The sequence below is a fragment of the Streptosporangium sp. NPDC004631 genome, from assembly GCF_053601935.1.
Genome location: NZ_JBSGCR010000017.1, coordinates 1 through 26984, shown reverse-complemented (window position 1 = coordinate 26984; position 26984 = coordinate 1). Strand labels below are relative to the sequence as shown.

Annotated in this window: 25 protein-coding genes and 2 tRNA genes; 15 read left to right on the top strand and 12 right to left on the bottom strand. The window is 70.4% G+C overall.

Features of this window, described 5'->3' with window-relative positions:
- Positions 1-32: 32 nt before the first annotated feature.
- Genes ACWEF2_RS18620 through ACWEF2_RS18610 form a run of 3 tightly spaced genes read right to left on the bottom strand, consistent with a single transcriptional unit; the run spans position 33 to position 4356 of the window.
- Entirely contained in the window at positions 33-1592 is a 1560-nt protein-coding gene (locus tag ACWEF2_RS18620) for an IucA/IucC family protein (RefSeq protein ID WP_453816712.1), read from the bottom strand.
- A complete protein-coding gene (locus ACWEF2_RS18615) occupies positions 1589-3214 on the bottom strand; it encodes an IucA/IucC family protein (RefSeq protein WP_453816710.1) in 1626 nt (541 codons plus the stop codon). The genes ACWEF2_RS18620 and ACWEF2_RS18615 overlap by 4 nt, the downstream gene beginning before the upstream one ends.
- Entirely contained in the window at positions 3199-4356 is a 1158-nt protein-coding gene (locus ACWEF2_RS18610) for an ATP-grasp domain-containing protein (protein ID WP_453816708.1), read from the bottom strand. The genes ACWEF2_RS18615 and ACWEF2_RS18610 overlap by 16 nt, the downstream gene beginning before the upstream one ends.
- A gap of 411 nt (positions 4357-4767) precedes the next feature.
- Here ACWEF2_RS18610 and nudC point away from each other — a divergent pair, with 411 nt between their 5' ends.
- The gene (gene nudC, locus ACWEF2_RS18605) at positions 4768-5751 is read left to right on the top strand and encodes an NAD(+) diphosphatase (protein ID WP_453816706.1); all 984 of its coding nucleotides are present in this window, start codon (positions 4768-4770) and stop codon (positions 5749-5751) included.
- Here the strand turns inward: nudC and ACWEF2_RS18600 are convergent, their stop codons facing one another.
- Complete coding sequence (locus ACWEF2_RS18600) at positions 5752-5988, bottom strand: mycoredoxin (protein WP_355599747.1); 237 nt, start codon at positions 5986-5988, stop codon at positions 5752-5754. It abuts the gene before it with no gap.
- Positions 5989-6061: 73 nt separating this feature from the next.
- Entirely contained in the window at positions 6062-7024 is a 963-nt protein-coding gene (locus ACWEF2_RS18595) for an alpha/beta hydrolase (RefSeq protein WP_453816704.1), read from the bottom strand.
- Between the two features lie 196 nt (positions 7025-7220).
- On the opposite strand from ACWEF2_RS18595, the gene ACWEF2_RS18590 reads away from it, so the two are divergent.
- From ACWEF2_RS18590 to ACWEF2_RS18570, 5 genes are all read left to right on the top strand, one after another.
- Positions 7221-9344 (top strand): ATP-dependent DNA helicase UvrD2, encoded by a 2124-nt coding sequence (locus tag ACWEF2_RS18590; RefSeq protein WP_453816702.1) that lies wholly within the window; start codon positions 7221-7223, stop codon positions 9342-9344.
- Positions 9341-10219 (top strand): acyl-CoA thioesterase, encoded by an 879-nt coding sequence (locus ACWEF2_RS18585; RefSeq protein WP_453816700.1) that lies wholly within the window; start codon positions 9341-9343, stop codon positions 10217-10219. The genes ACWEF2_RS18590 and ACWEF2_RS18585 overlap by 4 nt, the downstream gene beginning before the upstream one ends.
- A gap of 112 nt (positions 10220-10331) precedes the next feature.
- Positions 10332-10634, top strand: coding sequence for a hypothetical protein (locus ACWEF2_RS18580; protein ID WP_453816698.1), 303 nt, complete (start codon positions 10332-10334; stop codon positions 10632-10634).
- Positions 10635-10761: 127 nt separating this feature from the next.
- Complete coding sequence (locus tag ACWEF2_RS18575; RefSeq protein ID WP_355599752.1) at positions 10762-11031, top strand: WhiB family transcriptional regulator; 270 nt, start codon at positions 10762-10764, stop codon at positions 11029-11031.
- Positions 11032-11087: 56 nt separating this feature from the next.
- Complete coding sequence (locus ACWEF2_RS18570) at positions 11088-11282, top strand: hypothetical protein (protein WP_453816696.1); 195 nt, start codon at positions 11088-11090, stop codon at positions 11280-11282.
- 355 nt (positions 11283-11637) lie between these two features.
- On the opposite strand, the gene ACWEF2_RS18565 is transcribed toward ACWEF2_RS18570, so the two are convergent.
- Complete coding sequence (locus tag ACWEF2_RS18565; protein ID WP_453816694.1) at positions 11638-12975, bottom strand: ABC1 kinase family protein; 1338 nt, start codon at positions 12973-12975, stop codon at positions 11638-11640.
- A 63-nt stretch (positions 12976-13038) separates the two neighbouring features.
- Positions 13039-14139 carry a ThiF family adenylyltransferase gene (locus ACWEF2_RS18560; protein WP_453816692.1) on the bottom strand — a complete coding sequence of 367 codons (1101 nt, stop codon included), beginning with the start codon at positions 14137-14139 and terminating at the stop codon, positions 13039-13041.
- A gap of 519 nt (positions 14140-14658) precedes the next feature.
- On the opposite strand from ACWEF2_RS18560, the gene ACWEF2_RS18555 reads away from it, so the two are divergent.
- Positions 14659-15174: a M48 metallopeptidase family protein gene (locus ACWEF2_RS18555; RefSeq protein WP_453816690.1), complete on the top strand. Its 516-nt coding sequence runs from the start codon at positions 14659-14661 to the stop codon at positions 15172-15174.
- Complete coding sequence (locus ACWEF2_RS18550) at positions 15171-15770, top strand: DUF2064 domain-containing protein (RefSeq protein WP_453816688.1); 600 nt, start codon at positions 15171-15173, stop codon at positions 15768-15770. Before ACWEF2_RS18555 ends, ACWEF2_RS18550 begins: the two co-directional genes overlap by 4 nt.
- A 50-nt stretch (positions 15771-15820) precedes the next feature.
- Here ACWEF2_RS18550 and ACWEF2_RS18545 read toward each other — a convergent pair whose 3' ends face one another.
- The 3 genes from ACWEF2_RS18545 to ACWEF2_RS18535 form a co-directional block, all read right to left on the bottom strand.
- A complete protein-coding gene (locus tag ACWEF2_RS18545; protein ID WP_453816686.1) occupies positions 15821-16834 on the bottom strand; it encodes an endonuclease/exonuclease/phosphatase family protein in 1014 nt (337 codons plus the stop codon).
- A 77-nt stretch (positions 16835-16911) separates the two neighbouring features.
- A complete protein-coding gene (locus ACWEF2_RS18540; protein ID WP_355599759.1) occupies positions 16912-17469 on the bottom strand; it encodes an NUDIX hydrolase in 558 nt (185 codons plus the stop codon).
- Complete coding sequence (locus tag ACWEF2_RS18535; protein ID WP_453816683.1) at positions 17466-18785, bottom strand: zinc-dependent metalloprotease; 1320 nt, start codon at positions 18783-18785, stop codon at positions 17466-17468. Before ACWEF2_RS18535 ends, ACWEF2_RS18540 begins: the two co-directional genes overlap by 4 nt.
- A gap of 79 nt (positions 18786-18864) precedes the next feature.
- Here ACWEF2_RS18535 and ACWEF2_RS18530 point away from each other — a divergent pair, with 79 nt between their 5' ends.
- From ACWEF2_RS18530 to ACWEF2_RS18500, 7 genes are all read left to right on the top strand, one after another.
- On the top strand, positions 18865-19938 hold the full coding sequence (locus tag ACWEF2_RS18530) for an NAD-dependent epimerase/dehydratase family protein (RefSeq protein ID WP_453816871.1): 1074 nt from the start codon (positions 18865-18867) through the stop codon (positions 19936-19938).
- Positions 19939-20064: 126 nt separating this feature from the next.
- On the top strand, positions 20065-20490 hold the full coding sequence (locus ACWEF2_RS18525; RefSeq protein WP_453816681.1) for a molybdenum cofactor biosynthesis protein MoaE: 426 nt from the start codon (positions 20065-20067) through the stop codon (positions 20488-20490).
- Positions 20491-20606: 116 nt separating this feature from the next.
- A complete protein-coding gene (locus tag ACWEF2_RS18520; protein WP_453816679.1) occupies positions 20607-21653 on the top strand; it encodes a YlbL family protein in 1047 nt (348 codons plus the stop codon).
- Positions 21654-22041: 388 nt separating this feature from the next.
- Positions 22042-24954, top strand: coding sequence for a UPF0182 family membrane protein (locus ACWEF2_RS18515; RefSeq protein ID WP_453816677.1), 2913 nt, complete (start codon positions 22042-22044; stop codon positions 24952-24954).
- A gap of 66 nt (positions 24955-25020) precedes the next feature.
- A tRNA-Met gene (locus ACWEF2_RS18510) sits at positions 25021-25097 on the top strand.
- 176 nt (positions 25098-25273) lie between these two features.
- Positions 25274-25350, top strand: a tRNA-Met gene (locus tag ACWEF2_RS18505).
- Between the two features lie 104 nt (positions 25351-25454).
- Positions 25455-25874 (top strand): PH domain-containing protein, encoded by a 420-nt coding sequence (locus tag ACWEF2_RS18500; RefSeq protein ID WP_453816869.1) that lies wholly within the window; start codon positions 25455-25457, stop codon positions 25872-25874.
- A gap of 27 nt (positions 25875-25901) precedes the next feature.
- Here ACWEF2_RS18500 and ACWEF2_RS18495 read toward each other — a convergent pair whose 3' ends face one another.
- Both ACWEF2_RS18495 and ACWEF2_RS18490 read right to left on the bottom strand, forming a co-directional pair.
- Complete coding sequence (locus ACWEF2_RS18495) at positions 25902-26114, bottom strand: hypothetical protein (RefSeq protein ID WP_453816675.1); 213 nt, start codon at positions 26112-26114, stop codon at positions 25902-25904.
- A gap of 68 nt (positions 26115-26182) precedes the next feature.
- Positions 26183-26602: a hypothetical protein gene (locus ACWEF2_RS18490; RefSeq protein ID WP_453816673.1), complete on the bottom strand. Its 420-nt coding sequence runs from the start codon at positions 26600-26602 to the stop codon at positions 26183-26185.
- Positions 26603-26984: the final 382 nt, after the last annotated feature.

The following is a 26984-nucleotide window of genomic DNA, read 5'->3' as shown; positions in this document are numbered from 1 at the left end:
CGCCGGGAGGCCGCTCGCCGAGACGGCCGGGATCATGACAGCACCGCCAGCGGGTTGGCCACCGGTACGTATCCGGCGCAGCGGTCGGCCGAGCGCGCCCAGCGGACCGAGAGGTTGGCCTTGGCCGGCAGCGGTGCCCCGGCCAGCAGGTCCGACAGCGGTCGCGGCCGGCCGCGGGTGGCGGCGTATCCGGCCAGCACCTCCCCGGCCACCGCCCACAGCTCCCGCGTCGGCCCCGCCCCGGCGATCCAGGCGGCTATCTCGGCGAGGTGGTTGACCATCAGGCAGTAGACCACCCGGTCCCAGCCGCCGCCGGCGTCGTAGGTCAGCGCCTCGGCGACCCGGCCGGGCACTCCGGACAGGTCGTGGCGCCCCGCGACGAGCTTGGTGCCCTCCAGGTCGCGGAAGATCGCCTCCACCGGCTGTCCCGCCGCGTCCACGCCGATCAGCACGTTCTGCAGGTGGGGCTCCAGCACCACGCCGTGGCTCAGGTAGGCGTCGAGCACCGGCGGAGCCACGCGCTCCACATAGGCGCGCCACCAGCGCACCGGGTCGGCCGGGGGCGCCGCGGAGACGGCCAGCGCCCCGCTCAGCAGCGGGGTCACCCCCGGTCTGCAGACCGACCAGGGGCTGGCGCGGATGATCACACCGAGCCCCTCCAGCAGCCGGGTGCCCAGGTCGGCGGAGCGGTAGCCGGGTTCGGGCAGCCAGCGGGTGCCGGGGAACCCGGCCGACAGCTCCTCGAACACCGGCCGGAGGCGCCGGGTCAGCTCGACCGCGCCGGCCAGCTCGTACCAGGAGTTCTTCCTGACGCAGTTGGTGATCCGCACGTCCAGGCTGAACTTCAGGCACCGGTCGATCGCAGGCTCGTAGACGGTACGGACCGACGAGGTGGGGACCGCCATGCGGGAGCCCCGGCCCAGGTCGATCAGGCGCCCGTCGGCCAGCGGCGCGGCCAGCTCCGCCGCGAGCAGGTCGAGCTGCCAGGGGTGCGCGGGCAGCGCCGAGTAGCCGTCCGGGACCGGGCCGAGATCGTCGAGCGTGCCGGTGTCGCCCGCCTCGGCCAGCACGTCGTGGCGGACGCCCAGCAGCCGGAGCGGGAAGCTCGCGTGCGCCTCGGGGGCATAGCGCAGCCATCCGCCGCCGTCGCGGGCCTTGGGGCTGGGGTGGAAGGGGTGGCCGAGGACCAGCTCCTGCTCGGAGGCCAGCCACGGGTCGGCCGGTGGCCGGGCGTCCCGCCGCGCCGCGAGCAGCGCGGTCATGGCGTCCCGGCTCGCGCCCACCTGGGCGGCGAACTCCTCGTTGGCCCCGCCCAGCTCGATCTCCACGAGCCCGACGAGCCGGTCGGCGGAGAGCGGCTGCCAGCACCCGAGCTCCAGCCACTCGGGCCGCCCCTCGAACCGCAGCGCGAGCCCGCCGTGCGTGCGGACCCGCAGCAGGGTGTCCGCCACGCGCAGCAGCACGTACGGCTCGGCGTGCCAGACCTGCCCGCGCGGTCCGGCCACCTCTCTGACGCAGCAGCGCAGCAGGGCCGCCAGCGACGCCTCCTCGGCGACGGCGGCGGGAGAGGGGCCGAGTGCGAGGCTGGTCATGGCGTCCTTCGCATGATCATGTTCTGGATGGCCTGAGGAGGCTGGCGCAGGTAGTTGGGGCCGCTGGTGCCGTAGAACTTGTTCACGTCGCGGGCCCCGGTGCGCGCCTTGTCCGCCAGGGTTCCGGCGGTGATCATCGACTTGCCGACGAGCCGGGCGGCGTCGAGGGTCCTGGCCCGCAGCAGCCTGGCCATCGGGTCGCCCCCGTGCTCGGCCAGCGCCTCGGCGAGCGTGTCACGGATCAGCCGGGCGGCCTGCGGCGGCGGCAGCACGCCGAACGTCACCGCCGCCGCGGCCAGGTGCAGGGTGATGGTCACGAACACGTCGGCGAGCGCGTGCGGGTCGTCGGTCAGCATCCGCCCGTCGACGAAGTCGGGCACCGCGACGCCCGCGGCCCGCAGCCGGTCCGGCGAGGTCAGCAGTCCGTCGTTGTCCTTGACCAGCAGCCTGGCCGGGCCGTGTCCCAGCACCAGCGAGAGGTTCTGCTGATGGGTCTCCAGGGCCGTGCCGTAGTGGACGAAGAGCCGCACGTGGAAGCCGAACAGCAGCCGGAGATACTCTCCCAGCATCCGTGGCACGTCCCCGGCGTACCACCGTCCGGCGAGCTCCTCCAGGACCAGTCCGCCCCCCGGCAGGGGCGCGAGCAGCGCGGCCACCGGGACGATCTCGCCCTCCGGGAGGCGTCGGACGAGCCAGCCCAGATACTCGTGCCCCGCGTGGCCGTAGGTCTGCTCGTCGGCCAGGAGCACCCCCGGGTCGGGCATCTCGCGCAGCAGCAGCTCGGCCCGTGCCCCGTCGGCCAGCGTGGCGGGTTTGATCGACCGCCGGTTGCGCAGCCCGAGCGTGCTGGTGGCCAGCGGCAGCTTCAGGTGTGTGTCACAGTCGATCACCACCGTGCGCGTCGACAGCGTCGGCCTGACCTCAAGGTAGGGGTCGGGGCCCACGGTCGCCCACGGGATCTCCTCGACCGCGCGGACCGTCAGCGGATGCACCGGGAACAGCACGTGGGTCCCGCTCAGCGACTCGGGCAGCCCGGCGACCGGAAACTCCGGCGCGTACGGCACCGCGGCCCCGGCCGCCCGCTCCCGGGGCACGGCCGCCCACCGCAGCTCGAAGGCGGGCGCGAACTCCGGCGCGTAGGCGGTCAGCTCGCGGTCCGACAGCCCGGTCCGGCACCGTGCCGTCGGGTAGACCGGGTGGTCCACGAAGGCCGCCAGCGTCTCGTACCGCACGGCGCACAGCCGCGTGCCGCGGAGCCGGGTCAGCACCTCGTCCCGGTGGGCGCCGTGCAGGTCGAGGGCGCGCAGCGCCTCCCGGCACTCCCGGGTGAACGCCTCCACCCCCGGGGTGTCGGCCGGCGCGGCGATCTCCCGCAGCGTGTGCAGGACCTCCGGCAGGCCGAGCGCCTCCTCCGGGGCCACCACGAAGTCCTGGAAGAGCGAACCCGGCACGAGCCGGACCCGGCGTCCGCCGACCAGGACCAGCGCGACGCCGTTCTTGCACCGGGTGACCCGCCCGGCCAGCCCGCCGTAGTTCTCACGGAGCAGCGCGTTCAGCACCCGGGCGGCCAGGTACCGCTCCCGCCCGCTCGCCGAGGGGCCGCCGATCATGCGATCACCCATGGGTTTCCGGCGCCGAAGGCCGCCACGGCCGCGTCCACGTCCGCCCGGCCGGGTCCGATCGCGCGGACGATGCCCAGGTAGTCGCGGTTGGTGTTGCTCAGGTCGATCCGGTCGCCCACGGCGCGCAGCGGCCGGTGCCAGAGCCTGACCCGGTCTCCAGGGGTGGGCGTGACCGCCTTGGGGGCCGCCACCACGGTTCCCGGCCGGTCGGCCACCAGGCTCAGCGCGGCCCCGTGTCCGCGGGCGTGGTTCACCTCGCCGGCCCCCGCCCCCAGGTGGACGCCGAGGACGCGCTCGAACAGCGGGACGCCGAGCAGGTCGCCGAGGAGGAAGTCGCAGTGGTCGCCGATCACCCGGTAGTTGACCTCGATGATCCTCGGCCCGGCGGGTGTCATGGCGTACTCGGTGTGGCAGGCCCCGAACCCCACCCCCAGCGCGCGCAGCGCCCGCAGCACGTGCTCGCGCGCGGGGGGCGGCTCCCAGTCGAGCCGCTCCTCCACGAAGTACGGCGGCGGCCCGAGCGTGGTCCTGAAGCCACCCAGCACCCGAGGTTCGCCGGCGTCGCCGAGGGTCTCCAGCGTGTGCAGGGGGCCGTCGAGATACTCCTCCACGACCAGCGCCTCGCCCGGCCGCCGGGACCGGATCGCCCGCAGGGCCTCGGCGAGCTCGCGGCCGTCCCGCACCAGCACCACGTCCTCGCTGGCGACGCCCTCGCGCGGTTTGACGACGGCGGGGAACGGGGTGTCCGGTGGCACGGGGTCGCCCGGGGCCAGCCGTACGGAGTGGACGGTCTCGACGCCGGCCGCGGCCAGCCGCCGGCGGGTGAGCGCCTTGTTCTTGGTGGCCGCGCAGGCCCGCCAGTCCTTGCCCGGCAGGTCGAAGTAGGCGGCGGCGAGGGCGGTCTCCACCTGGAGGTGGTCGGAGTTGGAGAAGACGGCGTCCGGCGCGTGGTGGTGCGCGATGACGTCGATCACCGCGCGGGCGTCACGGACGTCGCAGCGGAGCACCTCGGTCCCCGAGCCCAGGTGGTGCTCCGGCCGGTCGGTCAGGACGGTGACGTCGCAGCCCAGTGCGCGTGCCGCCGGAAGGAACCCGTGGGTGACCGAGTCGGTCGGCTTGAGCGCGGTGAGGTACAGCCGCAATGCAGGGACCCCCGATAATCAGGTAAGCCTAACCTAACTTTGTGCATCCTAGCCGTACGGAGATCATCTCGCTGAGGTGATTGGGTATTCACCGTATATGTCCGCTTCCCCGGTGGATACGGAATCCCGCCCGGGGATGCGGAATCTCGTATTCCCCCCGGGCCGCGCGGCCCGCTCCGGCCCTCTCCGACCTGCCGGGGCCTCCCGGGTGGCCACGCGGAGCCGCTGCCCGTCCGCCATCCGGCCGCGTTCACCGTTCCGGCGGAGGGGAGGTTCCGGCACGAGGGATAAGGGCGGAAAACAGGAGAGAAAGCAGAAGGGCCTCGGCTCTGGAGCAGATGCGTGAACTCCGGAAATCCACCCCCGTCTCGCGGCATAGGATGTCGAATCGGTCTGGGAAGCGGGGACGGCGTGGAAAGCACCACACAAGAAGGTCTGCTGGGATCGCTGCTGCTCGCGCGGAGCGCCATCGACCGTTCGGCGCTGCTCCGCGGCGATGCCGGGTGGCGGGAGCGGGCGTGGGCCGACGGCACCACCCGGGTCCTGGTCGTCGACGGTGGCCGGACGCTGGTCCGGCGGAGCGGGGGAGAGGTCCGGCTGGTCCTGACGCCCGTGGCCGACGCCCCCGAGGGGGAGCGCTACCTGCTCGGTGTGGACGCCGAGGGGGTCGCCTACTTCGCCGTGACGGCCCCGCTGGCGGGTATGGCGCGGACGCGGGTGGAGCCTCCCCGGCGGATCGTCGCCCCGCTCCCCCTCACGGTGCTGCCGGAGGGACAGGCCGTCGTCGCCGGGCTCCGCCAGGTGGGCTCGCTGCTGGGAGACCTGGACGCCGGGCTGCTGGTGTACGCGGTCGCGCTGGAGGCGTGGCACGCCACCCACGAGTTCTGCCCTCGCTGCGGAACCCGTACCGAGGTGCGGGCCGGCGGGCACATGCGGGTCTGCCCCGAGGACGGCAGCCAGCACTTCCCCCGGGTCGACCCAGCGGTGATCATGCTCGTCCACGACGACGACGACCGGTGCCTGCTCGCCCGGGGGCCGGAGTGGCCGGAGGGACGGCTCTCGGTGCTCGCCGGGTTCGTCGAGCCGGGGGAGTCACTGGAGCACGCCGTCGTCCGCGAGGTGGCCGAGGAGGTCGGTGTGCGCGTCACCGCCCCCCGCTACCTGGGCAGCCAGCCCTGGCCGTTCCCGCGCAGCCTGATGCTCGGCTTCTTCGCCAGGGCCGTGTCCACGGAGTTCGACCTCGACCCCGGGGAGATCGCCGAGGCCCGCTGGTTCAGCCGCGCCGAACTGCGGGCCGCGCTGGCGAGCGGCGAGGTGAGCCTGCCGTCCGAGGTCTCGATCGCCCGAAGGCTGATCGAGACCTGGTACGGGGAGCCCCTGACCGGAGACTGGTGATCAGACCTTCAGCCGGGCCTTGACCTCGATCACCGAGGGGTTGGTCACCGCCGTGCCGTCCTCGAACAGGACGGTCGGCACGGTCTGATTGCCGTTGTTGACGCTCATGACGAACCGTGCGGCATCGGGGTTCTGCTCGATGTTGATCTCCCGGTAGGAGATTCCCTCCCGGGAGAGCTGGGACTTCAGCCGCCTGCAAGGACCGCACCAGGTAGTGGTGTAAACCGTCAGCGCCATGTGTGGACTGTCCCCTCGTGAGATGTTCGGCGCTCATTGGCAACAAGGTGAGGGCCGTTCGTCTTCCCGCCGGTCAGAGCAACTTGCCGGCGATCCAGTCCTGTACCCTCTCCTCCACCTCCGGCAGGCGGTACAGCGGCGTGCTGTGATCGGCGCCGGGCTCGGTCACCACCGTCATGCCCACCCCGAACAGGCGCAGGCGCTCCTTGAGCAGGAGGCTGTGCTCGGCCGGCACGAACTCGTCCTCCGAGTGCACCGCCAGCATCGGCACGTCACCGAGGCTCGCGTGCCGCGACACCTCCATGCTGGCCCAGATCCTCGGGCACCGGGCGGGCTCACAGCCGCCGGCGAGCTGGATGGCCGCCTCGCGCAGTCTGCGCCTGTTCAGATCGAGGGTGTCGACGCCGTCGATGTACGCCAGCATCGGCGAGGTCACCGGGGAGACGCCCACCACGCCGCGCAGGCCGGGCAGGCCGTTCCCGTAGGTACCGACCGCGGCGGCCAGGTGGCCCCCGGCGGAGAAGCCGACGACCGCGTAGTCGCCCGGATCGAAGGACCACAGGGCGGCGTGCCTGCGCGCGGTGGTGATGGCGTCGAGCACGTCGGTCCGCTGGGCGGGCCAGGGGGCGTCGCCGGAGAGACGGTAGTTGAGGTTGAAGACCGTGTAGCCCTGCTCGGCGTAGCTCTTGGTGATATCGGCCATGTACTTCTTGTCCCCGGCCGACCACCAGCCGCCGTGGATCAGGAAGACGCCGGGCCGTCTGAGACCGTCCGCCTGGTGCCAGACGTCCATCCGCTGGCGGATGTGCGGGCCGTACGCGACGGTGTCGACGACCGTGCTCTGGAGCAGCGGGGTGTCGGGCGGGGCCGGGGTGCTCTTCTTCACCTTGGGGGTCGGCGTGGGGGTGGGGTCGTCCTTCCTGGACGTGGTGAACATGCCGCCCGGCCGCGAGGTCTCCGAGGAGGCGAGCGCGACCGGGGACACCTGCAAGGCCGCGGGCCCGACCACCGACGCCGTCAGAGCGAGAGCACTCACGGTTACCGCAGTTCGCACAGGCCTCTTCCTTACTCCCGGGCTCAGTTTGGCCTCCATTGTGGAGGAACTGCCTTTTTTACGCATCTTGGCAAATCGCGGGGGCTTGCGGCCGTGGGTTGCCAGAATGGGCGGTGACCGGTCACCGGCTGGGAGAATGCCTCCGTCAAGCCTGTTCAACCGCGTGTAAGGAGTCTCCGTGGAGTCCGACGACATCCTGGCGGGACTGGATCCCGAGCAGCGGGCGGTGGCCGAGGCCGTTCGGGGGCCGGTCTGCGTGCTCGCCGGAGCCGGCACCGGAAAGACGCGGGCGATCACTCACCGTATCGCCCACGCGGTGCGCAGCGGGGTGGTCGAGGCCCAGAGCGTGCTGGCCGTGACGTTCACCACCCGCGCGGCCGGAGAGCTCAGGCAGCGCCTGCGGCTGCTCGGCACCCCGGGGGTGCAGGCCCGCACCTTCCACGCCGCCGCGCTGCGCCAGCTCACCTACTTCTGGCCCCGCGTCATCGGCGGCGACCCGCCCAAGGTGATCGAGTCGAAGCTGCCGTTGCTGATCGACGCCTGCCGCGCCCTGCGGAGAAACCCGGACCGCTCCGAGCTACGGGACATCGCCTCCGAGATCGAGTGGGCCAAGGTCACCCAGATCGGCCCCGACGACTACGCCGAGGCCGCCAGGAAGGCCGGCCGGACCCCGCCCGTCCCCGCCGAGGAGATCTTCCGGCTCTACGACGCCTACGAAAGGCTCCGCCGCGACAGGCACCTGGTGGACTTCGAGACCATCCTGGAACTCACCGCCGCCGTGATGACCGAGCACCAGGAGGTGGCCGCCCAGATCCGGCAGCAGTACCGCCACTTCGTGGTGGACGAGTACCAGGACGTCAACCCGCTGCAGAAACTGCTGCTCGACACCTGGCTCGGCGGGCGCGACGACCTGTGCGTGGTCGGCGACCCCAACCAGACGATCTACTCCTTCACCGGTGCGACCCCCCGCTACCTGACCGGTTTCCCGGTCGAGTACCCCGACGCCACCGTGATCAGGCTGGTCCGCGACTACCGGTCCACCCCCCAGGTCGTCTCCCTGGCCAACCGGCTGCTCGACCGGGCGAGGACCCCGCACAAGCTCGCCCTGATCGCGCAGCGTCCCGACGGCCCCGACCCCGTCTTCACCGAGTACGACGACGAGCAGGTCGAGGCCGAGGGGGTGGCCCGCGCGGTGCGCGGGCTCGCCGACGGAGGGGTGCCGACCCGTGAGATCGCCGTGCTCTTCCGGGTCAACGCCCAGTCCGAGGTCTACGAGCAGGCGCTCACCAAGGCCGGTGTCCCCTACCTCCTGCGCGGCGCCGACCGCTTCTTCGAGCGGCCCGAGGTCCGCCACGCGGTCGTGCTGCTGCGCGGCGCCGCCCGTTCCGCCGCCCAGGACGACGACCTGGCCCCGACCGTCCACCACATCCTCACCGGCATCGGCCTCACCCCCGAGCCGCCCGGCGGCGGAAAGGCCCGGGAGAAGTGGGAGTCGCTGAAGGCCCTGGCCGACCTCGCCGAGGACCTCGCCACCGCCGGCGCCGACCTGCCCGCCTTCGTCGCCGAGCTGGAGCGCCGGGCCGGCGAGCAGCACGCGCCGCCGGTCGAGGGCGTGACGCTGGCCTCGCTGCACGCGGCCAAGGGCCTGGAGTGGGACGCGGTCTTCCTGGTCGGTGTCACGGACGGCATGATGCCGATCGTCTACGCCGAGACGCCCGACCAGATCGAGGAGGAGCGCCGCCTTCTCTACGTCGGCGTCACCCGTGCCCGGGCACACCTGGCGCTGTCGTGGGCGCTGGCCCGCTCGCCGGGCGGTCGCCGGTCCAGGAAACCCTCCCGCTTCCTCGACGGCCTCACGGGCCGTTCAGCCGCGCCTGGCCGTACCTCGTCCTCCCCGCCCCCCGGGTCTTCCCCGTCCTCCAGGTCTTCCGGATCATCCGGGTCTTCCGGGGCCGGAGGGCGGCGCCCGGTCGCCGCGCCGGTGAGCTGCCGGGTCTGCGGCAAGACCCTCGCCGTCGCCACCGAGCAGAAGCTCGGCAGGTGCGTCACCTGCCCGGCCGACTACGACGAGGCGCTCCTGGAGAGCCTGCGGACCTGGCGTACGGCGGTCGCCAAGGAGGCCAAGATCCCGGCCTACGTGGTCTTCACCGACGTCACCCTCCAGGCCATCGCCGAGCGCGCCCCGGTCTGCGAGCAGGACCTGCTGGCCATAACCGGCATCGGGCGCGTCAAACTGGAGCGGTATGGCGAGGCGGTGTTCGCCCTCTGCCGTGCTGCCGCAGACCAGACGGAGGACGCGTGAACGAAGCGCTCAAGGAGTTACTGGACCTGCTCGACCTGGAGCAGATCGAGCTCGACGTCTTCAGGGGCCGTAGCCCCGAGGAGCGTATCCAGCGCGTGTTCGGCGGGCAGGTGGCGGCCCAGGCGCTGGTCGCGGCGGGTCGTACGGTCCCGGCCGAACGGCACGTCCACTCTCTGCACGCCTATTTCATCCGGCCCGGCGACCCGGCGGTCCCGATCGTCTACAACGTCGAACGCGTCCGCGACGGCCGCTCCTTCACCACCCGCAGGGTGGTCGCCGTCCAGCACGGCAAGGCGATATTCACCATGTCGGCCTCCTTCCACATCCTTGAGCCCGGGGTGGAACACCAGGCCGCGGTGATGCCCTCGGTGGCGGAGCCGGAGACCCTGTCCCCGTTCGAAGACCGGATGCGGGAGGTCATGGGGGTGATGGGGGAGGAGTCCCCGTGGCGGGAGTGGCTCTCCAAACCGCGTCCGGTGGACGCCCGCTACGTGACCCCGCTCACCTGGGAGGCCCACCGCGACCCGGCGCTGCGCGGCGCCAAGACCAACGTCTGGTTCCGCTACGACACCGAGCTGCCCGACGATCCGCTGCTGCACGTGGTGCTCGCCGCCTACACCTCGGACTTCACCCTGGTGGACACCGTGCTCCTGGCCCACGGCCTGGCCTGGGGCGCCTCCAACGTCTCCGGGGCCTCCCTGGACCACGCGATGTGGTTCCACCGCCCCTTCCGGGTGGACGACTGGGTGCTGTACGCCCAGGAGTCGCCCTGGTCGGGGGCGGCGCGGGGGCTCGCGAGAGGGGAGATGTTCACCCGTTCCGGCGAGCTGGTGGTGTCGGTGGTGCAGGAAGCGATGATCCGCATGAATAAGTGATAAAACCGCTGGTAGAAAATATGTTGCCCGCCCCGGGGAGCGGGGTTTAGGGTCATGGTCAAGCGAGTCGGACTGTCCTGTTCGACGATCCACGAATGGAGGTGAGTCCGCTGTGAAGAAGCATCTGATGTGGCCCCAGCTTGGGCTCACTTCCGCGCGTCCCGGCACGATCCTGCCCGTCGGCGGCCAGGCCCTCCTCGTCTACCTCGATGGCGTGGCCGTCCAACTGCAGCAGGAGAAGTCCGTCCGGCGCCAGGTTCAGGTCAGCCGCACGTCCACCCTGATCGCCCGCGCGGCGACGGGTGTCCTGGCTGCCCCGGCACCTGAAGCCGGCGATTGCGCACCGACCAAGCACACCGGAAATGGTGGTTCGCGTGGTCCGTATCCCTGGAGGCAACCTCCGGTCATAGTCTGACCGGCAGAAAGAGCCTCCAGGCCGCGGATCCGCACCAGGATCCGCGGCCTTCTTGTTTGTCCGCGTCATTCCTGTCCCCCACCCAGAGGTAATTGAAGATCCAGTACCTAACTGAGAGGTGAAGCAGATGGGGGCCCAGACGGTCATGGACCTGATCGACGAAGCCACAATCCCCTGTCGTACCGACCCCGACCTCTGGTTCGCGGAGTCTCCGGAGGACGTGGAGTTCGCCAAGGCGCTCTGCGGACGCTGCCCGATCCAGGCGGCCTGCCTGGCCCGTGCTCTTGAGCGCGAGGAGCCCTGGGGTGTCTGGGGCGGCGAGCTCATCCTGCGGGGCGTCGTCGTTCCGCGGAAGCGCCCGCGCGGACGTCCTCGCAAGACTCCGGTCGCCGCCTGACCAGCCAAGAAACCGATCAACCAAGTGTTCGAAAGTTCGTGAAAGGACCACCTCCGATGACCCACTTCAGTGACCGCGGCCGGGACATGCTCTCTATGCACGAAGAACTGGTCCGTGACCGAATACGGACCCTCCACCGTGAGGCGGAGGAGCAGCGTCGTGCGTCCGGCATCCTGCGCCTGCGGCGCGCCCGGCGTGACGCGGAACGCGCGTCGATACGCCTCCGCCACGCGCTTCTGCGCCTCGTCTGACAGTGAGGACGCTCGTCTGACAGGAGGAACGCGGGTGAGCGCCTCCTGAGGCTTGGCCCTTCTTCCGACAACGAGGACCGCAGGTCTTCTGACTGTGAGGATCCGCCAGGCCGGTCCGCCCGGCAGGCCGGTAGGCACCACCTACCGGCCTGCCGGCGGCACAGGTCGGCAGACCGGTAGCCACCACAGACCGGTAGGCGGCGCAGACGGGTAGATCGGCACCACAACCCGGTAAGCCCGCACTGCGGCCAGGCGCCGCGGCCCGGTAAGCCGGCACCATGGCCCGGTAGGCGGGGCGTTTCCGGAGGTCTCGCCTCCGGAGACGGCCGGGTCCGGCCTGGGAGTTTCCGGGGGCTCAGCCTGCGGCGACCGCCTGTTCCTCGGGGTCCTCCTCGGTGAAACCGGGAACCCAGCGGATCACCTCTTCGCGGAACCGGGCGGTGGCGCCGAGCTGGCAGAGCACGCCCACCCCGGCCGCGTGCACGCGATGAATGAGGACGTAGGACGCCGGCAGGTTGAGCTGACGCACCACGTTGCCCGGACGCAGGTCGGCGACCAGGGCCGCCTGCTGCTGCAACCACTCACGGCTGAAGGTGAACTCCTCCACCGAGGTCGGCTCGACGTAGGGGGCGAGAAAGGCCCGCAGCGCCTCGGTGTCCACCACGATGTGCGGGAGGATGAAACCCTCGTCGCGCAGCCCCTGGACCACCTCGTCCATGTCACCGTTGTTGAAGATGCGGGTCAGTTTCCCGAAGACCGGGGGGTAGCCCTCGGGCATCCGGTTGACGGCGCCGAAGTCGAGCACGCACAGCCGTCCGTCTTCGACGATCCGGAAGTTGCCCGGATGCGGATCCGCGTGGAGCATGCCCACCCGTGCGGGCGAGCAGAACAGGAACCGGACGAGCTGGAGCCCGGCCCGGTCGCGCTCCTCCCTGGTCCCGTCGGTGATGATCCGCGACAGCGGGATGCCGTCCACCCACTCGGAGACGAGCACCTGCTCGTTGGCCGCGATGACGTCCGGGATCAGGAAGTCGGGGTCGTTCTTGAACTCCAACGCGAAGGCGTGCTGGGCCTCGGCCTCGCGCAGGTAGTCGAGCTCCTCGGCCACCCGCTCCCGCAGCTCGCTCAGCACGGCCTTGATGTCGAGCCCGGGGAGCAGCACCCCGAAAAGCTTGCCGAGCCGGGAGAGCTGGTTGAAGTCGGAGAGCAACGCGTTGCCGGCCCCCGGGTACTGGATCTTGACCGCGACCGTCCGGCCGTCATGCCAGACGGCTTTGTGCACCTGCCCGATCGAGGCGGCGGCGGTCGGCCTGTCCTCGAAGGACCGGAAGTGCTCCCGCCAGTTGTCTCCCAACTGCTCGACGAGAACCTTGTGCACGGTCCTGGCCGGCAGCGGCGGCGCGGCGTCCTGCAGTCTGGTGAGGGTCGCGCGGTACGGCCCGGCGATCTCCGTGGGCAGCGCGGCCTCGAAGATGGACAGCGCCTGACCGAGCTTCATCGCCCCGCCCTTGAGCTCTCCCAGAACCTTGAAGATCTGTTCGGCGGTGCGTTGCTGGATCTCCTGTGCGACGATCTCGGCGGATTTGCCGCCGATCCGTTTTCCCAGTCCGAGGGCGGTGCGGCCGGCGAATCCGATCGGCAGGGCCGCCAGCTTGGCGGATCGCGTAACTGCGCGGCGCGGAAGGTCACTCACCTTGGTTTGCGGCGTGTTCTCCGTACAGCGAGACGCCGCTCCCTCCCTTCGGTGTGGTGTCTATCAGCTGCAGGTAGCCGACGTGACCATTGTCAGCGAACCCATGTTGTTTCGGAAGCAACGACATTGAGGGTGAACACTCCAGGATCGCCGCTTCCAGCTCCAATCAGGCAATACATCTAATGTGCCGTTGGTCACAACCGACTCCCGCCCGTCGATCAGAGCAAGCGCATGACCGGCGGCCATCGCAGCCACCACGGTTGACGTCACCGTGTCACACGCGACCTCCCCCGCGGGGAAGCCCCCCAGGCGCGCGCTGACCACCGGCCAGCCCGGGTCGCGATCGCGCCGCACCAGATCCAGGCACTGCAGGCAGGTGCTCCGTCCGGGCAGCACCAACGGGCCGACCGACCCGAAGCCCTCGTAGGCGGTCACCAGCAGGTGCGGGACCTTCCAGTCGAGGAGCTCGGCGACCAGCAGGCCGTCCAGCGGCTCCACGGGCGCGAGCACCGCCAGGTCGGGTGGGCGGACGCCGTCCGCCGGGCGGGCCGCGTGGTCACCGGTCCACGCGGTGACCGAGGGCGCCAGGTCTCCGGCCACCGCGACCGCGCCATCCTGCCTGCTCATGCCCACGTGTGCCCAGGTCAGCCCGCCGGGGACGACGTCTCGGTTGCGGGCCGTACCGGAGTCGACGACGCATAACCGGCCGATGCCGGAGGCGGCGAGCAGCGCGACGATCTGCGCGCCCACTCGGCCTGCCCCATAGACCCGGACGTGGGCGCCGCGCCTGCGCTCCAGCGCGCTGAGGCCACCGTCCGTGGTGCCGGGGGTGAGGGAGAGGGCGTCCAGATCCGGCTGGAGCCGGTCCCGCTCGGCCATCGCGAGCCCGCGCAGCGGACCGGGCCCCACCGCGGCGTCGTCCACCACGCCACGGCTGATCAGCAGGTTGAGCAGGGTCCGGCCGTGCTCCTCCCCGATCCCCGCCTCGACGGCCCCGGCCAGCACCCCGGCGACGTCGCGCACGCCGTCCAGGCTCTCCACCCAGTGGCGGACCTCGGGTTCGAGATCGGCCAGCAGCACCGCGTGCCGGGGGTGCAGGCCGAACTGCAGGGTGCGTTCGTCACGCGCGACCCGGCACAGGGCGGGCTTCAGACGTGGCCTCACAGGGCTGCCTTTCCTCTGGGGAGCGTCGGCTGGGAGTGCCAGCGTGCCACGTTCCGGCAAGATCCTGAACGGGGTTCTCTCCGCCTGTGGATAACTTCGCCCGCCGCGTTCCGGCTGTGGACAAGTCGCGTCGGGGACGCCGCCCGGGGAACCCGTGGTACGGCGTCTCCCGCTGCGGCGACTTCCCGGTTCCCGGCCTACCGGCGGAACGACGGCGTCGCGCCGTCCGTCCCGCGCCGTGCCGTCTCCTGCTCGCCGCATCGGGGCCGCGGAGCCGTGAGGCCCTTGCCCGGCGGGATATCACGGCCGTGGACGACATACCTCAAGGGGCGGCGTTATGGAGAGAACGACGCCTCCCCGCGATTCGACAACTCCCAAGACAGCGGATATCCGGGTCAATTCCATAGGCCCCTCCTATAACCGATTGGTCTTGCCGAACAGCCTACGAACAGGGATTGACCAGCCAGAACGCCCTCAGCCCTCTGGTGTGAATTCGTCATTCTCGGCTACCGTTCGTATGTGCCCCCCGAGACAGTCGAGGTCCGTCGAAGTTCTCGTCGCCGGCGGACGGTCTCCGCATACCGCGACGGCGAGAAAACGATCGTGCTGCTCCCCGCCGGACTCAGCAGCACCGATGAAGAACAATGGGTGCGCCGGATGCTCGACCGGCTCGCTGCCAAGGAACAGCGGAGACGTCCCTCGGACGACGACCTGTTCGAGCGGGCCACGGAGCTGTCGGCACGTTATCTCGACGGGGAGGCCCGTCCGTCGAGCGTGCGATGGGTCGACAACCAGCAGCACCGCTGGGGCTCCTGCACCCCCGATCACGGCACCATCAGGATCTCCACACGGTTGCGGGGCATGCCGTCGTGGGTGGTCGACTACGTGATCGTGCATGAGCTCGTGCACCTGCTGGTGCCGAGTCACGGCCCCAGGTTCTGGTCGCTGGTGGAACACTATCCCAAGGCCGAACGGGCACGAGGGTTCCTTGAGGGATTCTCCACGGCGGCCCACGGAGCCGCGGAGGAATATTGACACAGGAGCGACTGGTGGCGGTCGTCGTCACCTCCTCGATCGCAGGGGCGACCCCTCCGGGGACCGATCCGGCAAGGTTCCTGACAGCGGTGGCCGAGGACACCTACGAGCTCGTCGCCGGGCTCGACTTCGTCACCCCCGTCCTGGTGACCGGCGTGCCGGGGATGGAGGAGATCGTCTGGCCGGGGACCCCGGTGCTGGAGATCCCCGACCTGTCCGGAGCCGCCCTGGTCCGGGCCGTCTTCGAGGCCCTGCCGTACGGCGAGCAGGCGGTCCTGCTGAGCGGTGACGCGCCCGACCTGCCGCCCCTGCTGATCGGCAAGCTCTTCCGGGAACTGGGCAGGGCGCGGATCGCCGTCTGCCCGGCCGCCGACGGCGGGGCCGTGGCGATAGCGGCCCACCTGCCCTGTCCCGGCTGGGCCGACGTGGGGTTCGACGACCCCGACCCGGTCAAGACCCTGCGCGCGGCGGCCCCCGGCCCCCGGACGGTCGCGGCCGGCCCCGGCTGGCACCGCCTCCGCACCCCCGACGATCTCCGCAGGCTCGATCCCGGCCTTGAGGGCTGGGACAACACCCGCGCGCTGCTGTCGTCGTGAGCGGAGACGACGGAGATCGGGTGTGAGCGCCGGGCGGACGTCGGAGCCGATCAGGACGGGGGCAGGCGCAGGTCGGCGAAGACGGCGCGGTGGTCGGTGCCGGGGACGGTGTGCACGCTGACCGCGTTCACGTTCACCCGCCGGTCCACCACGACGTGGTCGATGGTGATGAGCGGCGGGACCCTCTTGTTGGCCGGCCAGGTGGGGATCAGCCCCTGGCCCGCCCTGTCGGCCGAGTCGGCGTAGCCCCGGCTGAGGAAGCGGCGCATCGCGGCGTGGTCGAGGCTGGCGTTGAAGTCGCCGGCGAGGATCCGGATCCGGTCGGCCGAGGCCGGGGGAAAGGAGTCCAGGGCCGCCGTCCAGTCGTGCACCTGGCTGCCCAGCGGGGGGAAGGGGTGCACGTCGACGAACTCGACGTTCCCGGCGCCCGGAACGGTGATCAGCGCGGCGGGCATGTTGTGCCCGATCGGCCGGAACAGGTTCTCCAGCGGGGTGAGCGGATATCTGGAGTACAGGCCGCTGCCGCCGGCGCTCCACTCCTCCTGCAGCACCCGGTGGGGCATGACGTCCTTCAGCCCCGCGCCGTCCAGCTCCTCGACCATGCCGGGGGTCAGCTCCTGGGTGCTCAGCACGTCCGGTTTCAGCCGCCGGACCAGGTCCATCACCGCCTCGGGCTCGGCGTGGCCGAACAGCATGTTGAGGGTGAGCACCCGCAGCGGCGTTCCGGACACCGTCTGGGTGGACCCGACGGCCCTGGGCAGCACGGCGATACCGAACGCCGCGGTGGTGACCAGCGCCACGACCGTGGCCGCGCGGTTGCGGGTCACCGCGGCCAGCAGCACCGGGACGAGCGAGCCCGCCGCCGCGTACGGCGTGGCGGTCATGAGCTGGGTGGTCAGCGACCCGCGCTCCAGTCCGGCGACCCTGGCCACCGCCCAGGCGGCGAACGGGGTGACCGCTGCCCAGACCAGGGCTCTGGGCAGCCGGCGGAGTCGCCGGCGCCGCCGCGGAACCACGACCGTACCGCCCACCACATCCCCGCCGGCCGAGACGTCCACGCTCACACTGCCTCGATTCGCTCGTCTGCTCGACGTGGACGACGATATCCACGGCTACGTGAGACAGGTATAAAACGGTCCAATCATGTGGAGCCCACTATGCGCCGCATCGCCTCACGGGCGCGGCGGGCCAGTCGGCGGGTCGCCTCGTCGGAGAGCTCGGGGATCTCCTCGACGGGGAACCAGCGGAGGTCGAGCGACTCGTCGCTGATCACGGCCTCGACGTCGGCCGGGGCGACCGCGCCGTACTCCACGTCCAGATGGTGACTGCGCGGCGGGTGGCACCAGACCCGGTGCCGGTCGAGGGCCAGCGGGCCGGGCAGCAGGCGCAGGCCGGGGATGCCGGACTCCTCGACGGCCTCCCGCAGCGCCGCGGCGTCGAGTGAGACGTCGCCGCGCTCGCAGTGGCCCCCCATCGGAAGCCACATCCCGGCCTTGGGATGCAGCGTCAGCAGCACCCGCTCACCGTCGTGGGAGAGGACCGCGGTCGTGGCGGTCAGGTGATCGGGCACGCACTCGCGCCACATCGCGTCCTCGTGGGCGCGCACGTGCTCCAGGAACTCCTCGCGCAGGAGCTCCTCCTCGGCGGTCGGCGCGATCCACGTCGCGAGCACGTCCTGTGCGTGCGCGCGCAGGCTCACGCCGTGTCGCCCTTGCCGCCGTCCTCGTCGTTCCCGCCGCCTCCGCCCTTTTCGCGGCCGTCGTCCCCGGCGGGCGGCCCCTCCCGGGGCGTGTCCAGCGAGGACAGGTCGAGTTCGGGCTCCCCCCGGACGAACACGCCGGGGTTGTCGAGATCGTCGGCGGTGGGCATCAGGTCCGGGTGCCCCCAGACCGCGTCACGGCCGTCGACGCCCCGGTCGCTCTCCAGCGCCTGCCACAGGGCGGCCGCCTCGCGCAGGCGGCGCGGACGCAGTTCGAGGCCGACGAGCGTGGCGAAGGTCTGCTCGGCGGGGCCTCCGGTCGCCCTGCGGCGCCGTACCGTCTCGGCCAGCGCGGCCGCCGACGGCAGCTTGCCGTCGGCGGCGCCGTCCACGACCGTGCCGACCCAGCCCTCGACCAGGGCGAGCATGGTCTCCAGCCGGGTCAGCGCGGCCTTCTGCCGGTCGGTCTCCTCGGGCTTGAGCAGGTTGCCGCCGCTCAGCGCCTGCTGGAGTTGCTCGGGATTGTTGAGGTCGAGCCCGCGAAGCTGTTCCTCCAGGGCGGACACGTCCACCGTGATGCCCCTGGCATACTCCTCAACCGCGCCGAGCAGGTGGGCGCGCAGCCACGGCACGTGCTGGAACAGCCGGTGATGGGCCGCCTCACGCAGGGCGAGGTACAGGCGGATCTCGTCGGCGGGCGTCTCCAGCCCCTGGCTGAAGGAGGCGATCCCGCTGGGCAGCAGGGCGGCGTTGCCGGACAGCGGCAGGCCGATGTCGGTGGAGCCGACCACCTCGCGGGCGAGCGAGCCGAGGGCCTGGCCGATCTGCTGGCCGACCATCATGCCGCCCATCTGTTTCATCATGCCCATCAGCGGCCCGGCCATGGCCTGGGCCTCGGCGGGCAGCCCGGCGGCGCCGAGCGTGCCGCTCATGGTCTCGACCATGCGGGCCGCGATCGGATCGCACAGCTGCCGCCAGACGGGGACGGTCTTCTCGATCCACTCCGACCGGCTCCACGCCTGCGGGGTGTTCACCCCGCTCGGGAGCGCGGTCGCCTCGTTCAGCCACAGGTCGGCGAGGTTGAGCGCGTCCACGATCTGGCGCCGCTCGCCTTCCATGACACTCGGGTCGCCCTCGGCGGCCACGACGTGCCGGGCGATGTTCTTCGCCATGTCCCAGTTGACGGGACCGGAGCTCTGCGGAGCGGACAGCATGTCGGCGAACTGGCGCATGGCCGCTGCGATCTGCTCCGGGTCGCCGAACATGGCGAACGGATTCTCGTTGGGGTCGTTTTCCCGACCTGGCAAGTCAGTCACCGCTCTACCTCGTGCAGGATGGAGGAGTCCACATCCGCCACGTTATCCGTCGCATGGCGGGTCAGTGCAAAGTGAGGACCTGGTGCCTACCTCGAAACGCCCCCGGCTCCCGGTCGTCGCCGTCACCGGCGCGGCCTCGGGTATCGGCCGTGCCTTCCTCGCGAAGGTCGCCTCGTCTGCGGATTTCCGCAGGGTCGTGGCCATCGACGAGCAGCGCGGCGACGTGCCCGGCGTCACCTGGAGAGTGCTCGACGTCCGAGATCCGCTCTTGGCGAACCGGATCTCCGACATCGACGTGCTCGTCCATCTGGCGGGCGACTACGCGCTCGACGCCGACCCCGCGGAGCGGCGTGCCTACAACCTGCGCGCGGCCCAGACGGTGCTCACCGCCAGCGCCGCGGCCCGGGTGCGGCGCGTCGTGCTGGTCACCAGCGCCATGGTCTACGGCGCGGCGCCCGACAACCCCGTCCCACTGCCCGAGGACTCCGCGGTGGCCGCCGAGCCCGACACCGGGATCGTCGGCGACCACCTGGAGATCGAGGCTCTGGTCCGGCGCTCGCTCCGCAGCCACCTCGGCCTTGAGGTGACCGTGCTCCGCCCCGCGGCCGTCGTCGGGCCGGGGGCGGACAGCGTGGTCACCCGTCACTTCGAGGCGCCCCGGCTGCTCAGCGTCAAGGGATGCAGTCCCCGCTGGCAGTTCTGCCACCTGGACGACCTGGTCTCGGCGCTGGAGATGGCCGCGCTCGGCACGGTCTCCGGGGTGGTGGCGGTGGGGGGCGACGGCTGGCTGGAGCAGGAGCAGGTGGAGGAGATCTCCGGGCTGCGCCGGTTCGAGCTGCCCGCCGGGCTGACCTTCGGCACCGCTCAGCGCCTGCACCGGCTGGGCATCACCCCGGCGCCGGCCACCGATCTGCACTACGTCGTCTACCCCTGGGTGGTCGACTGCGCCGCGCTGCGCGGGGCCGGATGGAAGCCGCTGTGGAGCAACGAGGCCGCGTTGGCGCAGCTTCTGGAGCTGCGCGAGGGCAGACACGCGGTGGTCGGCCGCCGCCTGTCCGGCAAGGAGGCCACGCTCACCGCGGCCGGTGCCACCGTCGCGGTCCTCGGCACCGCCGCGATCGTCCGTGCCGCCCGCAAGAAACGCCGCACCTGACGCCGCCGGGGATTTCACCGGGTCCCCGCTCCGGGGAGAGGGGGCGGCCCTCGCCCTGTACAGCCTTTTTGTCGAGTACGGCCCGCGGCACGGGAGTGGTTTTCCCCGGGCGGTACCCTCTGTGGCGTGGACGTCATCCGGTTGCTGGGTATTCGCGACAGCGCACTCTCCGTCGGCGAGGTGCTCTCCGCCGTTGGCGACCACGCGGCGGGCGGCACCGCGCTCTTCATCGGCACGGTCCGCGACCAGGACCACGGCAGGGCGGTCGTCGGGCTCTCCTACTCGGCGCATCCGAGCGCCGAGAGCGAGCTGCGCCGGGTGGCCGAGAAGATCGCCGCGGACTTCCCGGCGACCGCACTGGCCGCGGTGCACCGGGTCGGAGACCTCCGGCTCGGCGACATCGCCGTCATCGTGGCGGTCGCCACCCCGCACCGGGGTGAGGCGTTCGCGGCCTCGCGCCGGCTGATCGACGACATCAAGAGCGAGATCCCCATCTGGAAGAACCAGCTCTTCGCGGACGGCTCGGCCGAGTGGGTCGGGGCCTGCGACTGAGCCGCCGGGCGTGAGCTGTACGGGCCGGGAGGACCACGGCCGGGAGGACGACGGGGGAAAGATGACGGCGCGTGCGTGCGACTCCTCAACCGGTCACACGGAATAGGCTTCCTCCCATGTCCCGACGAGCGCTGACCTTGATGGTGGCAGGCTTCCTCACGCTCGCGCTCGGCGTTGTCGGCGCCCTGCTGCCCGTGCCGTACGTCGTGTTGAGACCCGGGCCGACCGAGAACACCATCGGTGACGTCAAGGGCAAGCCGGTGATCAGCATCGAGGGGCACCAGACCTACCCGACCGAGGGCAAGCTCAGCCTCGTCACCGTGGCCTACCAGGGTGGGCCGGGCAACAGGATCGACCTGTTCAGCGCGCTCAGGGGCTGGATCGACCCGACCGTCGCGGTTGTGCCGGAGGAGACGATCTTCCCGCCGACGAGCACCGCCGAGGAGGTCGAGCAGCAGAACACCCAGGAGATGACCAACTCCCAGGACGACGCGACCGCGGCGGCGCTGACCGAGCTGAAGATCCCCTATACCTCGGTGGTGACCGTGGCCTCCGCCCAGAAGGGGCTGCCGGCCGACGGGCGGTTCAAGCCCGGCGACGAGATCGTCTCGGTGGACGGGATTCCCGCGACCGACAGGGAGAGCGTCTCCGCCATCGTCCGCAGGCACAAGGCCGGTGAGACGGTCACCTTCACCGTCAACCGGGGCGACCGGAGCATGACCGTGGCCATCCCGACCGTCGCGGCCAAGGACGGCACGCCGATCGTGGGCATCACCATGCGGATCAGCTACAAGTTCCCCTTCAAGGTGAAGATCAACGTTGGTGACGTCGGCGGTCCGAGCGCGGGGATGATGTTCTCGCTCGGCATCGTGGACAAGCTCACCCCGGGCCCGATGACCGGGGGCAAGTCCATCGCCGGGACCGGGACGATCAGCCCCGAGGGCAAGGTCGGCCCGATCGGCGGCATCCAGCAGAAGATGGTGGGTGCCCGCAAGGCCGGTGCCACGGTCTTCCTCACGCCGGCCGACAACTGCGCCGAGGCGGTCAAGGCGCTCCCGGAAGGGCTGAGGCTGTACAAGGTCGGCACGCTTCACGACGCGGTGAAGGCGCTCGACGTGATCCGTACCGGCACCGGCGCCGTGCCCGGCTGCGCGGCGGGCTGACCCGCCGGGACAGGGGCCGGAGGGCCTGCCGGGACGGTGATCGGGGGGCTCGCCGGGACGGTGGTCGGGAGGGCCGCGAACACGCGGGGTGACGGAGACCGTCCGCCGGATTCTCGCCTGATCCGAGAGCCTCGGAGGGCGTCGGGGCTTTCGGTTGTCCGAAGCTCCGGCCGATCGGTGACCCTAAATCGCCTGGCGGGGCACTTATTCGGAATCCCAGTCGTTGGCACCGTTGGACCTGTAAACCCGCTAGGGGGGTTGTGGCCGGACCGTGCCCGAGCGGCTGAGCGCGACCATACCCCTGCCGGTGTAGGTTTTCAAACACGGACCGTGCTCTTACGACAAGGGGTTGGCCTTGAGCTTCCGGACCCCCGGAGCCGGTAGGGCAATGCGCTTGCCCCGCCGGCCACGACTGCTGCTTCCTGTCGCGATCACCATCGTCGCGCTCGTTGCGTTGTTCTTCCTTTTCGCAGGTATATATACCGACTACCTGTGGTACGCCTCCGTCGACTACACGGAGGTCTTCTCCGGCGTGGTCATCACGCAGATCCTGCTCTTCATCGTGGGCGCCGTCCTGATGGTGGGCATCGTGGGCGGCAACATGCTGCTGGCCTACCGGATGCGGCCGATGTTCGGCCCGGGGATGTTCGGCGGCGCCACCGGCGCCGACCGCTACCGGATGGCCCTTGACCCGCACCGCAAACTGATCTTCCTGATCGGTGCCGCGGTGCTCGCCCTGTTCGCCGGATCGTCGTTCGCCGGACAGTGGAAGACATGGCTGGAGTTCGTCAACGCCACGGCGTTCGGTGAGAACGACGCCCAGTTCGGCATGGACCTGTCGTTCTTCATGTTCACCTACCCGTTCCTGCGGATGGTGCTGAACTTCCTGTTCACCACGGTGGTGCTCTCGGCCATCATGGCGGCCGTCGTGCACTACCTGTACGGGGGCTTCCGGTTCCAGTCACCCGGCATACACGCCTCCCGCGCGGCCCGGGTGCACCTGTCGGTGCTGCTCGGCGTGTTCGTGCTGCTGAAGGCGGTGGCCTACTGGATCGACAGGTACGGCCTGGTCTTCTCCGACCGGGGCTTCGCCTACGGCGCGTCCTACACCGACGTCAACGCCGTACTGCCCGCCAAGACCATCCTGGCGATCATCGCGCTCATCTGCGCCGTCCTGTTCTTCGCCGGGGTCGTACGGCCCGGCGGCATGCTGCCCGGCGTCGCCTTCGGCCTGCTGGTGCTCTCGGCCATCCTGATCGGCGGGGTCTACCCGGCCATGGTCGAGCAGTTCCAGGTCAAGCCGAACCAGCAGGTCAAGGAGCAGGCGTACATCAAACGCAACATCGCCGCCACCAGGAAGGCGTACGGCATCGAGAAGTCCGAGGTCATCGACTACGCGGCGCAGGGCGACCCCTCCAAGGTCAACATCACCGCCGACAGTTCGATCTCCGGCGTGCGGCTGCTCGACCCCAACCTGGTCGCCAAGACCTACCAGCAGAAGCAGCGTATCCGCGGCTACTACAGCTTCCACGACCCGCTCGACGTCGACCGCTACCCCGACGACTCGGGCAAGATGCGCGACACCGTGGTGGCGGTGCGTGAGCTCACCGGGCCGCCGGCCGAGCAGAACAACTGGATCAACCAGCACCTGGTCTACACCCACGGATACGGCTTCGTGGCCGCGCCGGGCAACGAGGTCGACTCGCAGGGCCTGCCCAACTTCGACGCCAAGGACATGCCGGTCACCGGCCCGCTCGCCCAGCGGACAGGGCTGACGGAGTCGCGGATCTACTTCGGCGAGTCCCCGACCGCGCCCGAGTACGTCATCGTGGGCGGCGACAAGAAGCAGGAGCTCGACTACCCCGAGAGCAAGGGCACCGGCCAGCAGAACACCACCTACACCGGCAAGGGTGGTGTCCCGGTCGGCTCGTTCCTGAACCGCCTGCTCTACGCAGCCAAGTACAGCGAGAAGAACCTGCTGCTGTCGAGCGACGTCAACGACAAGTCCAAGATCCTCTACGTCCGGAACCCGCAGGAGCGCATCGCCAAGGTCGCGCCGTTCCTGAGCCTGGACGACAACCCCTACCCGGCCATCGTCGACGGCAGGGTGGTCTGGATCGCCGACGCCTACACCACCTCCAACGCCTACCCCTACTCCGACAGCAGGAGCCTGGAGGCGATGAAGCGCGACACGGTCACCGACCCGCGTCCGCTGGTGCAGCAGCCGCGCGACCAGATCAACTACATGCGCAACGCGGTCAAGGCCACGGTGGACGCCTACGACGGCACGGTCACGCTGTACGCCTGGGACGACAAGGACCCGATCCTGCAGACCTGGCGCAAGGCGTTCCCCGGCATCATCAAGCCGCAGGCCGAGATGGCGGACGGACTGCGGCAGCACCTGCGCTACCCGGAGGCACTGTTCAAGGTCCAGCGCGACGTGCTGTCCCGCTACCACATCGAGGACCCGAACGCCTTCTACAGCGGCCAGGACTTCTGGAACGTCCCGACCGACCCGTCCTCGGGCGAGCGTGACATCAAGCAGCCGCCGTACTACCTGTCGGTCAAGATGCCCGGCACCACGGAGCCGACGTTCTCGCTGACCACCACCTTCGTACCGCGCCAGGGCCCGAACCTGGCCGCGTTCATGGCGGTGGACGCCACGCCGGGACCGGACTACGGCAAGCTGCGCATTCTGCGCATGCCCTCCAACACCACGATCCCCGGCCCCGGCCAGGTGCAGAACAACTTCCAGAACAAGTTCTCCGGTGAGCTCAACCTGCTCGGCATCGGAGGGGCGAAGGTCCGCTACGGCAACCTGCTGACGCTGCCGTTCGCCGACGGCCTGGTCTACATCGAGCCGGTCTACGTGGAGACCGCGGCCTCCCCCGGCCAGGAGCCCTATCCCATCCTCCGCCGCGTCCTGGTCTCCTACGGGGACAAGGTCGGCTTCGCCGACACCCTCAAGGTCGCGCTGGAACAGGTTTTCGGGGAAAGCACCCAGCAGACCAAGCCGGACACCACCAAGCCGCAGCAGCCGGCCCAGCCGAGCACCGCGCTGAGCCAGGCGATCGACGAGGCCGAGAAGGCCTACGACAGGGCGCAGAAGGCCCTGAACGCGACCCCGCCGAACTGGACCGAGTACGGCGAGGCCCAGAAGGAGCTGCAGAAGGCCCTGGAGAAGCTGAAGGGCGCCGCGGTCCCCTCGGCCGCCCCGGCCCCGGTCCCGTCGGAGACGCCGACTCCGGCCCCCTCAGGGACTCCTACGCCGTCACCGTCGTCGTCCTCGTCGAGTCCCTAGGAGGTCGTGGGAGCCGTCGGATTCGCGTCCACCGCCAAAGCCGGGTAGTCTTCAGACACACACCGACGCGGGGTGGAGCAGTTCGGTAGCTCGCTGGGCTCATAACCCAGAGGTCGCAGGTTCAAATCCTGTCCCCGCTACCAAAGAAGGCCCTGATCTCCCAGAGATCAGGGCCTTTCTCGTTGTCCGGATTCTCCGTTCCCGGGGCACGCCGGGGTCTCCACCCGCATCGGGGAATTTCCCGGCGGCGCGATTTCCCGGTCGGCGCCGTCGATTTGCTCTTGAGTGCCGGGCCCGGTAATCTTCAGACACACACCGACGCGGGGTGGAGCAGTTCGGTAGCTCGCTGGGCTCATAACCCAGAGGTCGCAGGTTCAAATCCTGTCCCCGCTACCAAAGAAGGCCCTGATCTCCCAGAGATCAGGGCCTTTCTCATGCTCCCCACGGTGCCGCCTTAACCGTCCGGCAGGCCGAGCGGTTAACGTGCAGGTGTGGCTGACATGTCCGGGCCGGTCCTGCGCTGGCGCGTGCGCCGGGAGCTCTTCGTTCTCAAGGTCCTCGCGGTGGTCGCGTTCGCGATGCTCGCCCTACTGAGCGTCGGCGACCCGCGCGGGATGATCCTGTCGGGCGTGGGCGCCCTGGTCGCCGCGGTACTCGCCCTGCGCGACGTGCTGGCTCCGGTACGGCTCAGCGTCGACGACGAGGGGCTCGTCGTGGTGCGGGGGTTCGCCGGTTCGGAGCGGGTGCCGTGGAGCTCGGTCGAGCGGATCCGGGTGGACCGGCGAACGCGTCTCACCTCGCGCACGGAGCTCCTGGAGATCGACACCGGAGAGGCGATCTTTCTGCTGAGCCGGTTCGACCTGGGCGTCCCGTGTCAGGAGGTCGCGGACGAACTGCGCTCCTACCGGACCGGCTTCTGACCGGGCCGGGCTCCTCGGGGACGTCCGTCAGACCTTGACCCGACGGTGTCTCGCCGGGCTCCTGGGACGGGTGGGGCGCAGCAGCAGAGCCGCCTTGTGCAGAGCCCAGCCGATGAGGAACCCCCCGAAGGCGCCCTGTCCAAGGCGCGCCCACATCGGTCCCTCGGCGACCGCGAACACCACTACGCCGATCCACAGAACGCCGAAGACGCCCACGAGGGTCGTCGCACCCCAATTCATCCCCCGCTGCCACATGCCTGAAGTCTTACAGATCTTGGTTCAAGCCCAGGTCAATGACACGGAATGCCTCATCGGGGGAGACTACGACTGCTGCCGGCGCACCGGTGAACCCTTGGCCCGCCTCGGATGACGCCGGCCGCGGCCTGTTTCAGACGCGGGGCCTGTTCCAGGTGTGTCAGTAGCGTGGCCGCGGTATGAGCGTCCACCAGAACCTGCTGCATCTCCTCCTGGGTGGTCGGGAGCTGGCCCTGTTTGGCGAGCTCGTCGGCGAGGAAGGCCAGCGGTTCCGGATAGCCGGCCGCCTGGGCGGCGATCGTCGTGCGAGCACCGGTGAGAAGGCGGAGATACTGGGCGCGGAGCTTCGCCTCGCGCATCTTCGCGTCCTCAAGGTCGCTCACCAGGGACCTGGCGACCCTGAGCAGGTCACTGGGATGATCGGCTTCCGCGTCGATGTGTGCGCGGATGTCGTCAAACTCTGAACGGGTCATGGTGCTCACCTCCAGGATGGAGTCAGGATCCTGACCCTCGGGCCTACTTGGTATCCAGAGTCGATTGCGGATGGCTTGACGGCTGCTTGCGCTGTTCGACTGCCCACAAACGTTTTGGACGCGCGAGTCGCAGGGATGGTTGGCAAGTTGTCTCTGTGACGCTTGAGTCCTGGTAATGTTCTTCCCGCAGGGCGGTCGAGCCCCGGGGCCGGAAGGCCTCCGGAAACAGGATCCGCCCAGCGTATCCTCCACTTCTCTACTTCTGGATCTTTGGCTGCCTGCGGGCAACTGGACAGGGCCTGGATGTCAGAGTAAGTTGGAAGGGTTGCTCCGGAGACGGGGTGGTGGGAATTCTAGTGGGTTTGCCGGGTTTGGGTGTGCT